This window comes from Streptomyces sp. ADI95-17 (assembly GCF_003846175.1).
Taxonomy (GTDB): domain Bacteria; phylum Actinomycetota; class Actinomycetes; order Streptomycetales; family Streptomycetaceae; genus Streptomyces; species Streptomyces sanglieri.
Genome location: NZ_ML123046.1, coordinates 1,037,664 through 1,051,324, shown reverse-complemented (window position 1 = coordinate 1,051,324; position 13,661 = coordinate 1,037,664). Strand labels below are relative to the sequence as shown.

Sequence of the window (13,661 nt, the reverse complement as noted above, 5' to 3'; positions counted from 1 at the left end):
GCCCGTCACCCCTTGAGCAGCTCCGGATCGTCGGCGAGTGCCGCGAGGTGTCCGGCCGGATCGGCGATCAGCCTGCGGGCGGTCAGGTCGAGCATCCCCGCCACGCCCGTGACCTCCGCCGCGACGGTGCCGTCCTCCTTGAGGATCTGCTGCGCGACCGTGAACGTCTTCCCCTCGCCGTACATGAACCGGCAGGTCACCCGCACCCGGTCGCCGCCCCGGAGCTCCTGCAGGAACTTCACCGTCACCTCCAGTGCGACCGGCCCGACGCCACTGGCCAGCAGTTTGTCCTGCGGCAGACCGGCGGCGCGCAGGAGCTCCCAGCGGGCGTGCTCGGCGTACTGGAGATAGACGGCCTGGTTCAGGTGTCCCTGGGTGTCGAGCTCATAGCCCCGGACGGTCACGTCAACAGAGAAGGTCATGAACGTCCCAACCCCGGGGCGCATTCCGCCATTCCCACATCCGCACCACCACTCACACCCGCATCACTTCCCACACCCGCACCACCGCCCGTGCAGCACCCCTTTACGCATCTGTCATGCCCAGGTAACTTCCTCACCGCAAGAGATTGCAGCAAAATTCCGGCAGATATTGCTCCTCGGAGCGGTCGGAATGGACTGCTCGCCCGAACCCCGAGGCGCGTCCGGGTTCTCCGGCGGGACCTCGCAGGTAGTCATCGAGCGCCTGCGCTGTCGGCTGCCGCGGCCTGTCGGCCGTGGCCCTCCCCTGGAGACACGAATGAGACGCACCGCACGCACCCTGCTGAGACGCCCGGCGGCGGCAGCCGTGGCGGCCGCCGGGCTTCTGGGACTCCTCACCGCAGTACCGGAGACCGCCACTCCGTCCGCCTCCCCCGCCGCGGCGACGGAGAACACCGCGACGGTCTTCTACTACACGAAGACCAGGAACTGGTCGGCGTACGACCTGCATTACGCACCCGACGGCGGCTCGTGGACGACCGTGCCCGGGGTACGGATGGAGGCCGCCTGCACCGACTGGGTGAAGAGGACCGTGAGCCTGGGCAGTGCGTCCGGGCTGGCCGCGACCTTCAACAACGGCTCTGGGACCTGGGACAACAACGCCGGGAAGAACTACGCGCTGGGCACCGGCGACATCACCGTCAAGGACGGGGTCGTGGCCCACAGCGACCCGTGCGCCGACAGCGGCACCGGCCCTTCGCCCTCCCCCACCGGCACGGAGACCAACACCGCTTCGGTCTACTACTCGACGACCACCGTCGGCTGGTCCACCGCCAACATCCACTATCAGCCGGCCGGCGGATCGTGGACCGCCGTGCCGGGCGTGGGCATGGCGGCGGCGTGCACGGGCTGGATGAAGCGGTCCGTCGACCTCGGCGGCGCCACCTCCATGCGGGCCGCGTTCAACAACGGCAACGGGGTCTGGGACAACAACAACGGCAGCGACTACACGATCCGGGCGGGTGTCTCCACGGTCGAGGACAGGGTCGTCACCTCCGGGGCCGACGACCCGTGTGCCGCCGAACCGGCCGACACCCAGGCACCGACCGCTCCGGCGAAGGTGAAGGCAGAAGCCGACGGCGTGTCGGTCGTGCTGACCTGGGACCCGTCCACCGACGACCGCGGCGTCACCAAGTACCAGGTGACCCGGACCGGCGGCACCAGGGGCACGACGGTCACCGACGTCTCCTCCACGGTCCACTCCGACGCGAACCTGGAGGAGCGGACCGCCTACACCTACACGGTGAAGGCCGTGGACGCGGCAGGCAACGTCTCCGCGGCGTCGGCCGCCGCCACCGCCACCACCGGGGAGAAGCCCGCCACCCCGGCCGCCGGGAAACCACTGGGCACCGACCCGCGCAAGGATCCGATCTACTTCGTGCTCACCGCCCGGTTCGAGGACGGCGACAGTTCCAACAACCGGGGCGGCAGCCAGCATGTGAAGTCCGGCAACGCGGCCAACGACGACCCCATGTTCCGCGGCGACTTCAAGGGGCTGGTGAACAAGCTCGACTACATCAAGGGCCTGGGCTTCTCCGCGATCTGGATCACCCCGGTCGTGCTGAACCGGTCCGACTACGACTACCACGGCTATCACGGCTACGACTTCTACAAGGTCGACGGCCGGCTGGAGTCCGCGGGCGCCTCGTACCAGGACCTGATCAACGCGGCCCACGCCAAGGGCATGAAGATCTACCAGGACGTCGTCTACAACCACTCCTCGCGCTGGGGCGCCAAGGGCCTGTTCACACCGACGGTGTACGGGGTCCGGGACGACCAGTGGAGCTGGTACTACGACGAGAGGAACGAGGGCTTCGAGTACGACGGCGTCAGCGTCGAGCCCAAGTCCGGGAAGTCGTACTACAACGGCGATCTCTGGTCCACCGCCGAGCCGTCCGGCAACACCTGTCTGGACTGGGGCAAGCCCACCGGCAAGACCTCGCCCGAGGGCTACAGGCTGTACAACTGCCAGTGGCCCAGCCCGACTTCGGGCATGTTCCCCAAGGCTTACTACCACAACTGCTGGCTCGGGAACTGGGAGGGCGAGGACTCCCGCAGCTGCTGGCTGCACGAGGACCTGGCCGACTTCGATACCGAGAGCGCGCCCGTGCAGAACTATCTGATCGGCGCCTACGACAAGTACATCGACATGGGTGTCGACGGTTTCCGGATCGACACCGCCGTCCACATTCCGCGCACCACCTGGAACCACCGCTTCCTGCCGGCCATCCAGGAGCGTGTCACCTCGCGGTTCGGCGCGGAGGCGGCGAAGAACTTCTTCGTCTTCGGCGAGGTCGGAGCCTTTGTGAACGACAAGTGGAACCGGGGCTCGGTCAATCACTCCGCGCAGTTCTTCACCTGGAAGGAACGCAAGGAGTACGCCGCCGACGACGCCGCGGCCGCGCTGGAGATGTACGACTACGAGGAGCAGCTGGGCACCGGATCCCAGCCGGTCTCCACCAACGCCTTCCTGGACGGGAACACGTACCACACCCCGGACCACAGCCGGTTCTCCGGCATGAACGTCATCGACATGCGGATGCACATGAACTTCGGTGACGCCAACAACGCGTACAGCAACGGCAAGGATTCCGACGACAGTTACAACGACGCCACCTACAACGTCGTCTACGTCGACAGTCACGACTACGGGCCCAACAAGAGCAGTGAGCGTTACGCGGGCGGGACCGACGCGTGGGCCGAGAACATGTCGCTGATGTGGACGTTCCGCGGCATCCCTACGCTGTACTACGGCTCCGAGATCGAGTTCCAGGCGGGCAAGAAGATCGACTGCGGGCCCAGTTGCCCGCTGGCGACCACCGGGCGCGCCTACTACGGCGGCCATCTCGCCGGCACGGTCGAGGCGTCCGACTTCGGCAAGGTCTCCTCGGCCACCGGCGAGGTCGCCCGTACGCTCGACAAACCACTGGTGAAGCATCTGCAACGGCTCAACGAGATCCGGCGGGCCGTGCCGGCGCTCCAGATGGGCCAGTACTCCACCGAGGGCATCACCGGCTCGATGGCGTACAAACGCCGCTACACCGACACCGCGAGCGGGACCGACAGCTTCGCGCTGGTGACCGTCACCGGCGCCGCCGACTACGCCGGGATCCCCAACGGCACGTACAGGGACGCCGTCACCGGGGACACCCGGGTCGTGTCGGACGGCAAGCTCTCGGTCGGCGCGCCCGGCAAGGGAAATCTGCGCGTCTACGTCCTCGACCTGGGCGGGAAGAACGCGGCACCCGGCAGGATCGGCGCGCCGGGTCCGTACCTCAACTAGCCGGGTCCGTATCCCGGTCGGGGCCGGTGGACTCTCGGACGACGAGCCGGTAGCCGGGGCGGGGCCGTCGGGGTTCGGGCACCGGACTGCCCGAAAGCCGTTCGACGAGGCTGTCGACGGCGAGCCGTGCGATGGCCTCCTTGTCCGGGGCGACCGTCGTGAGCGTGGTCGCCCCGTACAGGCTCTCCTCGATGTCGTCGAAGCCGACCACGGCGACGTCCTCGGGGATGCGGAGCCCGCGCGAGGCGAGGGTGCGCATGGCGCCGATGGCGATGAGGTCGTTGTACGCGAACACCGCGTCGGGCCGCTCTCCCCGGTCCAGGAGAGCGGCCATCGCCCTCGCGCCGTCCTCGCGTCCGTAGCCGTCGGTGACCACGATCAGCGACTCGTCGGGCTCGATGCCGGACGCGGCGAGTTCCTCGCGCCAGCCGCGCAGCCGCAGATGAGCGGGCTGGCGTTCGCGTCCGGTGCGGGAGCCGAGGAAGGCGATCCGGCGGTGACCGCGGTCGATGAGATGGCGTACGGCGTCGCGGGAGGCGGCCACGTTGTCGATGGCGATGTGGTCGTAGGGGGCCTCGTACTCCCGCTCGCCGAGCAGGACCAGGGGCGCGGTCTCGTTACGCGCCATCAGGTCCTCGGTCTCCAGATGGATCGGGCTCAGGATGAGTCCGTCGATCACATGGGACCGGAAGCCCTGGCTGACCAGGAGTTCCTTCTCGCGGAGGCCGCCGGTGTGGTCGACCAGGACGGTGTAGTCGTGCCGGGCGGCCGCGTCGACGACCGCGCCCGCGAGCTCCGCGAAGTACGGGTTGCCGAACTCGGGCACGGCGAGCGCGATGATGCCGGTGCGGCCCTTGCGCAGATGGCGTGCGGTGAGGTTCGGCCGGTAGCCGAGTTCATCGATGGCCTGCTGCACCTTGGCGCGCATCTGCGGTGTGACGTGCTGATAGTTGTTCACCACGTTCGACACGGTCTTGATGGACACGCCCGCCCGTTGCGCAACGTCCTTGAGGCTGACGCCCACGGCACTCCCTGACTCTGTTCGATGCGCACTCGGGCGCGGTGGGTCGGCTCGGCTCAGCCGGCTCTGCGGCCGCGCGCCAGACAGCGCTGGGCCACGACGACAACGATAAGGAACCCGCCGCTGACCACCGACTGGTACGAGGAGTTCAGCGAGCCGATCTGGTTGATGAGGTTCTGGATGACGGCCAGCAGCAGGACGCCCCAGAGGGTGCCGCTGATCGATCCGGCACCGCCGGCGAGGAGGGTGCCGCCGATGACGACGGCGGAGATCGCGTCGAGTTCCATGCCGACGCCGACGATGGTGACGCCGGAGGAGAGCCTGGCCGCGTTCAACGCGCCGGCGAGTCCGGCGAGCAGCCCGCTGAGCGTGTAGACCAGAAGCTTCGTACGGGCGACGGGCAGGCCCATCAGGGTGGCCGCGTCACTGCTGCCGCCGACGGCGAAGAGAGTCTGTCCGGACGAGGTGCGCTGCAACAGCAGTCCGCCGGCGCCGAACAGCACCAGCGCGATCAGGACCGGATGGCCGAAGCCCCATACGCTGCCCTGTCCGAGCCCGGCGAAGGCGGAACCCTTGGGGACGAGGTAGGTGGTGGCGCCCTCGTCGGTGACGGCGAGCAGCAGGCCGCGCGCCGCGAGCAGGGTCGCGAGGGTGACGATGAAGGGGGCCATCGCGGCACGGGCGATCAGGAAGCCGTTGAGCAGACCGATCGCACCGCAGACCAGGAGCGGTGCGAGCAGCGCGGGCAGGACGCCCCATTGCGAGGCCCAGGCGGCGAGCACACCGCCGAGGGCGAAGACGGAGCCGACGGACAGGTCGATCCCGCCGGTGATGATGACCAGGGTCATGCCGAGGGCGACCACGGCGAGGAACGACGCCTGCACGGTCACGCCGCGGGCGTTGTCCAGGGTGGCGAACGTCGGGTAGACGAACGACGCGGTGGTCACGACGGCCAGCAGGACGGCCAGGACGCCCTGGCTCCGGAGGAGTTCGAGGAGCCGCCGTGCGGGCGCGGGACGGTGCCCGGCTCCCCGGTGCGGTGCGCCGTCTCCGCGCACCGCGGGGCGCTTGCGGGGCGGGGGGACCTGGGCCACGGCCACGGGTGTGGTTTCGTTCATCGGGACCTACGCTCCCGGGCGACGTAGACGGCGGCGATGATGATGGCCGCCTGGGCGATCTGTGCGGTGGAGTCGGGCAGGTCGTGCTTGACGAGCGTGGCGCGCAGCAGCTGCATCAGCAGGGCGCCCGCCACGGTGCCGAGCACCCGGACGGAACCGCCGTCGAGGGAGGTGCCGCCGACCACGACCGCCGTGATGGCGGAGAGTTCCATGAGGGTGCCGAGCGAGGAGGGGTCACTGGCGGTGAGTCTTGCGGTGGCGAGGATGCCGGCCAGGGCGGCCAGTACGCCGCAGAGCACGTACACGCCGGTGAGCACGCGCCGTACCGGCAGTCCCGCGAGGGCGGCGGCGGAGCGGTTGCCGCCGACGGCGACGATCATGCGGCCGAAGGTGGTGCGCCGGACGAGGAGGGCGACGGCCGCGGCGAGGATCGCGGCGATCAGCACGACCGTCGGGACGCCGAGGCAGGAGCCGGTGCCGAGGGCGAGCAGGTCCGGGTTGACGATCTGCTTGAGCTGTCCGTCGGCCATGACGAGGGCGAGGCCGCGGCCGCCGACGAAGAGGGCGAGGGTCGCGACGATCGGCTGGAGCCCGACGAGCGAGACCAGGGTGCCGTTGACCGCCCCCACGACCGCTCCGGCGAGCAGCGCGACGAGGAGCGCGGGCACCAGCCCGTACCCGAGGTAGAGCGGCAGAAGTGCGGTGGCGAGCGCCATCGTCGAGCCCACGGACAGGTCGATGCCCTCGGTGCCGATGACCAGGGCCATGCCCAGGGCGACGATGACGACGGGGGCGACCTGGACGAGCTGGGTGCGCAGATTGTCGGCGGTCATGAAGTGCTCGGTGAACAGGGCGTTGAAGGCGAGCACCGCTGCCACGGCGACGTACACCCCGTACTCCTGGTACCAGGCGGGGTCGCGCAGCCGGGCCAGGGGTCCTGGGGGTGCGGGGAGGGTGGCCTGCGCGGTCATCCGGGGTCCTCCTGGGCGGTCATCGGGGGTCCTCCTGGCCGGCCGGGGCCTTTCCGGTGGGGGCCGGTGAGTGGTCGGCGAGCGCTTCGAGCAGCCGGCTCTCGGTCACCGCGTCGCCCTCCAGTTCGCCCGCCACCGAGCCGCCGCGCAGGACGACGACGCGGTCGGCGCCCTCGATGAGTTCCTCGATGTCGGAGGAGATGAGCAGGACGGCGAGGCCCTCGCGGGCGAGGTCGTCGATGAGGCTCTGGACCTCGGCCTTGGCGCCGACGTCGATGCCCCGGGTCGGCTCGTCCAGCAGCAGCACCTTGGGCTCCAGGCAGAGCCAGCGGGCGAGGAGGACCTTCTGCTGATTGCCTCCGGAGAGTTCGCCGACCGGTTGTTCGGGGCTCGACGCCTTGATCCGCAGCCGTCGCATGAAGATGTCGACGACGCGGTCCTGCTTGCGGCGGGAGACCACACCGAAGCGGGAGAGCCTGGGCATGGCGGCCAGCACGATGTTCTCGCGCACGGAGAGGCCGGGCACGATGCCTTCGGCCTTGCGGTCCTCGGGCAGCAGACTGATCCCGGCGCGGATGGCGCCGGCCGAGCCCATTCTGCGCAACGTCCGGCCACCGACGGTGAGTTCACCGGAGTCGAGGCTCAGCGCACCGGCCAGGACCTTCGCCGTCTCGCTGCGGCCGGACCCCAGGAGGCCGCCCAGGCCGAGGACCTCGCCGCCGTACAACGACAGGGATATGTCGTGGAGTTGGTGGCGCCGGTTGAGTCGTGTCGCGGTGAGTGCCGGGGTGCGTTCCGGCGTACCTGCCACGTCGTTTCCTTCGTCGCGCTCCTCGCCGTGTCCATCGCCGCGTCCATCGCCGTGTCCATCGCCGCGTCCATCGCCGTCGAAGCGGGTGAGACCGGTGCGGCGGGCCTCGGACAGGTCGCGGCCGAGCATCATCGAGACGAGCCGCACGCGACCGAGGCCGGCGAGGTCGCCGGTGTGGATGTGGCGGCCGTCGCGGAGCACGGTGACGCGGTCGCAGATCCGGTAGAGCTCGTCCATGCGGTGGCTCACGTAGAGGACGGCGATGCCCTGGCAGCGCAGGTTTCCGATGATCCGGAAGAGGGTCTCGACCTCGCGCGGCTCCAGCGAGGAAGTGGGTTCGTCCATGATGACGACCTGGGCGTCGACCGAGACGGCGCGGGCCAGGGCGACCATCTGCTGGGTGCCGATGCCGAGTGTGTGCAGCGGCTTCCGGGGGTCGACGCGGATGCCGAAGCCGTCGAGCAGTTCGGTGGCCTCGCCGTGCATCCGGGCGAAGTCGATGAGTCCGATGCGGTTCTTGGGCTCACGGCCGAGGAAGATGTTGCGCGCCACGCTCATCAGCGGGACGAGGTTCACCTCCTGGTGGATCGTGGAGATTCCGGCCTGCTGGGCCTCGAACGGCCGGGCGAACCGTACGGGTTGTCCACCCAGCCGCAGCTCGCCCCCGTCCGGCCGGTGGACACCGGTGAGGACCTTGATCAAGGTGGATTTCCCGGCGCCGTTCTCCCCCACCAGGGCATGGGTCTCCCCGGCACGCAGGGAGAACGACACGTCGTCGAGGGCCATGACGCCCGGGAACCGCTTGCTCACCGAGCGGGCTTCGAGGACGGCGGCCGGCGCCGACTGCCGAACCTGCTCCGGCACCTGCTTTTGCTCCTGCTCCTGCTGCGGGACTGCTTCCGGTGGTGCCATGAGTGGTCTCGGCCTTCCGCTGTTCCGGGGGTGCGGCGGAAATACGGTCAGTACGCCCCGCCGAGCGAGGCCTTGGCGTTGGACTCGTCGTACGCCCGGTCGGAGATGATGACGTTCTCCGGGATCTCCTCGCCGCCGTAGAACTTCTGGGCGGTCGCGAAGGCGAGCGGCCCGAAGCGCGGGTTCGACTCGATGACGGCGTTGTACTCCCCGTTGACCAGGGCCTGCACGGCGTTCCGGGTGCCGTCCACGGAGACGATCTTGACGTCCTTGCCGGGCTTCTTGCCCGCGGCCTTCAGAGCGGTGACGGCACCGAGCCCCATCTCGTCGTTCTCCGCGTAGACGGCGCTGATGTCGGGCTTGGACTGGATCAGCTGCTCCATGACCTGCTGGCCCTTGTCGCGGGCGAACTCACCGGTCTGCCGGGCGACGATCCGCAGGCCGGGCGCCTGGGCCTCGACCTGGTCGACAAAGCCCTTGGTGCGGTCGGTGGTGACGTTGTTGCCGGACGCGCCGAGGAGGATGGCGACCTCGCCCTTGCCACCGGTCGCCTTGATCATCGCGTCCGCCGCGCGCTTGCCCTGCTCCACGAAGTCGGAACCGAGGAAGGCCACATAGTCCTTGCAGGCGGTGGAGTTGACCTTGCGGTCGATGGTGAGCACCGGGACCTTCTTGGCCGCTGCCGCCCTGAACGCGGGCTCCAGACCGTCGGAGTTCAGCGGGGCGACGATCAGGAACTGGGCACCCTGGGACAGCATGTCCTGGATGTCGCTGATCTGCTTGGAGAGCTGGGACTGCGCATTGGTGGTGAGCAGCTTCTTCACGCCGATCTTCTCGGCCTCGTCCTTGATGGACCGGGTCTCGGCGATACGGAACGGGTTGGCTTCCTTCTCCGACTGCGAGAAGCCGACGACCGCGTTCTTCAGATCCAGCTTCGGCGCACCGTACGTCCGGAGCGAGCAGCCCGGACCCGAGCTGCTCTCGGGGGACTTGGCTGCCTGTGCGGCCTGACTGCTGTCGTCGCCCGCGTTGTCCGGGGTCTCCGACTTGGCGCAGCCGGAGGCGGCCAGCATGGTGGTGGCGGCGAGGAGACAGGCCGCGGCGAGGGTACGGGATCGATGCTGGATCATCATGCGCGGGAGGCTCCTTGACGGGAGGACGACACGCTCGTCGGCGGGCCGTCGGGGCATGGCTTGACGATGCATCAGCCGCCGGGCGGCTCGGTTTACAACGTTATATAGGCGGTGCGACACGAGCGGCAAGACGTCGTCGAGTTGTTTCTGCGCAGGGCCGTGATCGCGTCACGAGAAGCCGAACTCCCTTGCGGGGAAGGGGAGAAGGGCACCGGTCCGGCCACCCCACCGATGCCTCGACATCCCCGTCCTGCGACGATCGGGTGCATGAGGGTATGGACCGGACGCACGAAGGGATGGACCGGACACACACCTCGGTGGGTGGTCGCGCCAGCGATGCCGTACGCCGCGGTCCTGGTCCTCGTGGGTATCGCCTCACACCTCGCCGACCTTCTCCGCGACGGTCTGCACCCCTACGGCTGGGCCCCCGACTGGCTGAACCTGTACTGGTCCTCGCTCGCATTCCTCGCCTCGGCGGCGGCCCTGCTCCTGCTGCGCGGGCGGCGGGCCGGTGTGGACCTCATGTGCGTGGTGATGGTGACCGATCTGGCGGCCAACTGGTATGCGGCGTACGGCATCCAGCATGTCGACGTGTCCGAGCGTCCGGGCCTGTGGCGCCTCGCCGCCTTCACCCTCTTCACTCTCGCGACGGGCCCCTTCGTCCGCGCCCGGCTCCGCGCCCGCCACGGGAGGGGTCGCGTTCGCGGCGGACGGCCCCGGCCCGGGACCCCGTGACGCCGCGCGCCGTGCGGGGCCGACCGGGCCGGGGCGGTGCGGGTTCTCAGACCGCGCGGTGGTACTGCTCGGGCGTGCGGAGTTCACCGCCCAGTTCGCGGGCCGCCGCCTGGGCCCACGACGGGCTGCGCAGCAGTTCGCGCCCGAGGAGGACGGCGTCGGCCCGCCCCTCGGTGATGATCTTCTCGGCCTGCTGCGGCTCGGTGATCAGGCCAACCGCCGCGACCGGCAGCGTGGTCTCGGCCCTGACCCGCTCGGCGAAGGGAACCTGGTACCCCGGCCCGGTCTCGATGCGGGCGCGCGGGGCGTTCCCGCCGCTGGAGACGTCCAGCAGGTCGACCCCATGGGCCTGGAGCAGCGCGGCCAGCCGTACTGTCTCGTCGGCGGTCCAGCCCTCGCGGTCGTCCTCGTCGTTCTCCGTGAGCCAGTCCGTCGCGGAGATCCGGAAGAAGACGGGCAGTTCCTGCGGCCAGACCTCGCGTACCGCGTCGACGACCTCCAGGGCGAGGCGGGTGCGGTTCTCGAAGCTGCCGCCGTACTCGTCGGTGCGGTGGTTGCTGTGCGGGGAGAGGAACTGTCCGATGAGGTATCCGTGGGCGCCGTGCACCTCGGCGACCTGGAACCCGGCGTCGACGGCGCGGCGCGCGGCCTCGCGGAACCGGTCGACGACGTCCCGGATCCCGTCCACGGTCAGCTCGTGCGGCACGGGGTGGCCGTCGTCGAACGGCAGCGGGCTGGGGGCGACGGGCGTCCAGCCGTGCGCCTCCGGCCCGACCGGGGCGCCGCCCAGCCAGGGGGCCGCCGTGGAGGCCTTGCGCCCGGCGTGGGCGAGCTGGATGCCGGCGACGGCCCCCTGCCCCTTGATGAATGCCGTGATCCGGCGGAGGGCGGCGACCTGGGTGTCGTTCCAGATGCCGAGGTCGCCGGGGCTGATCCGGCCCTCGGGGCTGACGGCCGTCGCCTCGGTGAGGATGAGCCCGGTACCCCCGATGGCGCGCGCCGCGAGATGGGCGAAGTGCCAGTCGGTCGCCACGCCCTGCTCCGGCCCGTCCGGTGCGGCGCAGTACTGGCACATGGGCGCCATCCAGACCCGGTTGGGAATGACGAGCGACCGCAGGGTGTAGGGCTCGAAGAGGGCACTCACGGAGGACTCCGTTTCGACGGGTACGGAAGGATCATTAGTACGATACATCTCGTAGTACGGCACCCGTCAAATTACGACACCTCTCGTACAACCCGGATCGTGATGTCGGCGTCCGCGTCATAGCCCTGGGTCCAACTGCGACCGGCACCCGACTTCCAGGTGACATGGACGGTGGCGCCGTCCACCCTCACGTCGTCCACCGTCATGGCCCGGTCACCGTCCCGCACGTCCCCTCGGCGCAGTTCGCTCGCCTTTACGGTGACGGGTTCCGCCGTCCGCGCGCTGTCTGCCTCGTCCGCCGCGAGGGCGAGCGCCGCCGCCAGCTCCCGCGCGCGGGCGGGGGTGCAGATCAGCGACAGGTCGCCCGAGGGCGTTCCCGCACTGATCCCGACCCGCGCTCCGACGGGGTTTACCGCCAGGGTTGCCGCACGCCCCTCGGCGTCCTCGATCCCGCTCGTCATCACTCCACGCTCCCTTTCGCCGGGCCGGCCGTTTCCTCCGCCCGGTCGGCGACGTCACCGGCTCCATGGCTCCGACGGTACGGGCCGCCACCGACAACGCGGGCGCCCCGGCCCGTGGCCTGTGACTATTGCGTTGCGGCCGCCCGGGGGCCTGCGTACCGTCACCGGCCATGACCACCGCTGCCCTGCACACCGCACGCCTGCACCTGGCGCCCTACACGCCGGGCGACGAGGAGGACTTCGTCGCGCTCTTCCAGGACCCCCTGGTCTCCCGCTGGATGGGAGAAGGGACGCAGAGCGAGGCCGAGGACCGCGCGCTGTTCGGACGGGTCTTCAGCAAGGTCTACGCGCAGGGCCTGTTCGATGTCTGGGCGGTCCGGCACGAGGGCCGGTTCGTCGGCCACGCGGAGATCAAGCCGTCCACGGACGTGGGCGGCCACGAGATCGTCTACGCCCTGGCCGCCACCGCGTGGGGGCAGGGATTCGGCACCGAGATCGCGCAGGCGCTGACCGGGTACGGACTCGACATGCTCGGGCTCACCGAGGTGCACGCCACGGTGGCCGCCGACAACGCCGCGTCACTGGCGCTGCTGGGCCGGATCGGTTTCCGGCATGTCCGGGACAGGGTGGAGGACGACGGGAGCACGACCCGGGTCCTGACCCGCTCCGCCGCGTCCGGCGCCGACGGGGCCGGTCAGCCCCGGTAGACGTCCAGGCGGCCGCACATGCCGAACTTTCCGTACGCGGAGGGCTGTTCGGCGTGCACGCAGGCGTCGGCCAGGTGGTCGCCGTCACCGCGCGCCACGGCATCGAGCTGGGCACCGGTCACCTCGGAGGCGGCGGCGGCCCCTCGCTCCCAGCGCCCGCGCCAGTCCTCGGCTTTCGGGCGTACGAGCGCGGCGGCGGCCCGGTGGAATGCGGCGAGCGGCTCGGGGTCGCCCGCCTCGGTGGCCCGGCGCAGGGCGAGGAAGCCCTCCATGGCGAGATCGCGGCGGGCGCGGGCGGCCCGCTCCTGATCCGATTCCGAGCCGTCCGTGGGCAGCGCGACCGACGCCCGGTAGACCTCGGGGTCCGCCAGGCGGTCCGGCGGCAGGGTGAGCACGGCGTCGCCCGCCTCCGGCAGCCCGCTGTTCTCCATGAGGACGACGATGCGCAGCCCGTCCTCGTTGACGAGCCGGTGGATGGTGCCCGGTGTGAACCACACCAGCGCGCCCGGCGCCAGTGGCGTCTGCCGGAATCCCGAGGCGGTGAGGGTCTGCACCGAGCCCGTGCCGCCGACCACCACGTACCCCTCCGAGCAGGTGAGGTGGAGGTGGGGCGTCCCGCCGCGCAGGCCGTCCGCGGCGGGCCAGTCGTACACCCGCAAGTGGGACACGGCCACGGCGCCGGGCAGCCCTTCGAAGGTCGGCACAGCTGCTCCTCGGTCTCTCCGCGCTGAGGCGGCATCGGGGGTTCGCGCGGAATTCCCATACAGCTCGGCAAGCGCTTTCCACGCCTGCTGAACCGTACCCGCACCGGCCTCGAATGCAACAGTGCCCGGGTGTCAGGGGCTGCCCTGCGAGCCACTGTCAGTGGTCGGGTGCAGACTGGCCG

Annotated in this window: 12 protein-coding genes; 3 read left to right on the top strand and 9 right to left on the bottom strand. The window is 70.2% G+C overall.

Annotated elements, in window-relative coordinates; genetic code table 11:
• Positions 1–5: 5 nt before the first annotated feature.
• Complete coding sequence (locus tag EES42_RS18445; RefSeq protein ID WP_124719278.1) at positions 6–422, bottom strand: acyl-CoA thioesterase; 417 nt, start codon at positions 420–422, stop codon at positions 6–8.
• A 316-nt stretch (positions 423–738) separates the two neighbouring features.
• Between EES42_RS18445 and EES42_RS18440 the strand changes: the two genes are divergently transcribed.
• The gene (locus EES42_RS18440; RefSeq protein WP_124719277.1) at positions 739–3,762 is read left to right on the top strand and encodes a carbohydrate binding domain-containing protein; all 3,024 of its coding nucleotides are present in this window, start codon (positions 739–741) and stop codon (positions 3,760–3,762) included.
• Here EES42_RS18440 and EES42_RS18435 read toward each other — a convergent pair.
• The 5 genes from EES42_RS18435 to EES42_RS18415 all read right to left on the bottom strand — a co-directional run bounded on the left by EES42_RS18435 (position 3,755) and on the right by EES42_RS18415 (position 9,728).
• The gene (locus EES42_RS18435) at positions 3,755–4,786 is read right to left on the bottom strand and encodes a LacI family DNA-binding transcriptional regulator (RefSeq protein ID WP_124719276.1); all 1,032 of its coding nucleotides are present in this window, start codon (positions 4,784–4,786) and stop codon (positions 3,755–3,757) included. The genes EES42_RS18440 and EES42_RS18435 overlap by 8 nt on opposite strands.
• A gap of 53 nt (positions 4,787–4,839) precedes the next feature.
• Entirely contained in the window at positions 4,840–5,901 is a 1,062-nt protein-coding gene (locus EES42_RS18430) for an ABC transporter permease (protein WP_124719275.1), read from the bottom strand.
• Complete coding sequence (locus EES42_RS18425) at positions 5,898–6,872, bottom strand: ABC transporter permease (protein WP_124719274.1); 975 nt, start codon at positions 6,870–6,872, stop codon at positions 5,898–5,900. Before EES42_RS18425 ends, EES42_RS18430 begins: the two co-directional genes overlap by 4 nt.
• 19 nt (positions 6,873–6,891) lie before the next feature.
• Complete coding sequence (locus EES42_RS18420; RefSeq protein WP_241196465.1) at positions 6,892–8,469, bottom strand: sugar ABC transporter ATP-binding protein; 1,578 nt, start codon at positions 8,467–8,469, stop codon at positions 6,892–6,894.
• Between the two features lie 173 nt (positions 8,470–8,642).
• Positions 8,643–9,728 (bottom strand): ABC transporter substrate-binding protein, encoded by a 1,086-nt coding sequence (locus EES42_RS18415; protein WP_124719272.1) that lies wholly within the window; start codon positions 9,726–9,728, stop codon positions 8,643–8,645.
• Positions 9,729–10,049: 321 nt separating this feature from the next.
• Between EES42_RS18415 and EES42_RS18410 the strand changes: the two genes are divergently transcribed.
• Positions 10,050–10,463, top strand: coding sequence for a hypothetical protein (locus EES42_RS18410; protein WP_241196445.1), 414 nt, complete (start codon positions 10,050–10,052; stop codon positions 10,461–10,463).
• Between the two features lie 46 nt (positions 10,464–10,509).
• On the opposite strand, the gene EES42_RS18405 is transcribed toward EES42_RS18410, so the two are convergent.
• The gene (locus EES42_RS18405) at positions 10,510–11,607 is read right to left on the bottom strand and encodes an NADH:flavin oxidoreductase/NADH oxidase (RefSeq protein WP_124719271.1); all 1,098 of its coding nucleotides are present in this window, start codon (positions 11,605–11,607) and stop codon (positions 10,510–10,512) included.
• Between the two features lie 71 nt (positions 11,608–11,678).
• Positions 11,679–12,068 carry a hypothetical protein gene (locus EES42_RS18400; protein WP_124719270.1) on the bottom strand — a complete coding sequence of 130 codons (390 nt, stop codon included), beginning with the start codon at positions 12,066–12,068 and terminating at the stop codon, positions 11,679–11,681.
• 170 nt (positions 12,069–12,238) lie between these two features.
• Here EES42_RS18400 and EES42_RS18395 point away from each other — a divergent pair, with 170 nt between their 5' ends.
• Complete coding sequence (locus EES42_RS18395) at positions 12,239–12,775, top strand: GNAT family N-acetyltransferase (RefSeq protein WP_124719269.1); 537 nt, start codon at positions 12,239–12,241, stop codon at positions 12,773–12,775.
• On the opposite strand, the gene EES42_RS18390 is transcribed toward EES42_RS18395, so the two are convergent.
• The gene (locus tag EES42_RS18390) at positions 12,763–13,479 is read right to left on the bottom strand and encodes a cupin domain-containing protein (RefSeq protein WP_124719268.1); all 717 of its coding nucleotides are present in this window, start codon (positions 13,477–13,479) and stop codon (positions 12,763–12,765) included. The genes EES42_RS18395 and EES42_RS18390 overlap by 13 nt on opposite strands.
• Positions 13,480–13,661 lie beyond the last annotated feature (182 nt).

Coding starts and splice junctions, on each gene's coding strand:
- EES42_RS18400 (WP_124719270.1), bottom strand. CDS start 12,068: ATGACGAGCGGGATCGAGGACGCCGAGGGGCGTGCGGCAACCCTGGCG.
- EES42_RS18430 (WP_124719275.1), bottom strand. CDS start 5,901: ATGAACGAAACCACACCCGTGGCCGTGGCCCAGGTCCCCCCGCCCCGC.
- EES42_RS18440 (WP_124719277.1), top strand. CDS start 739: ATGAGACGCACCGCACGCACCCTGCTGAGACGCCCGGCGGCGGCAGCC.
- EES42_RS18415 (WP_124719272.1), bottom strand. CDS start 9,728: ATGATGATCCAGCATCGATCCCGTACCCTCGCCGCGGCCTGTCTCCTC.
- EES42_RS18420 (WP_241196465.1), bottom strand. CDS start 8,469: ATGGCCCTCGACGACGTGTCGTTCTCCCTGCGTGCCGGGGAGACCCAT.
- EES42_RS18445 (WP_124719278.1), bottom strand. CDS start 422: ATGACCTTCTCTGTTGACGTGACCGTCCGGGGCTATGAGCTCGACACC.
- EES42_RS18425 (WP_124719274.1), bottom strand. CDS start 6,872: ATGACCGCGCAGGCCACCCTCCCCGCACCCCCAGGACCCCTGGCCCGG.
- EES42_RS18395 (WP_124719269.1), top strand. CDS start 12,239: ATGACCACCGCTGCCCTGCACACCGCACGCCTGCACCTGGCGCCCTAC.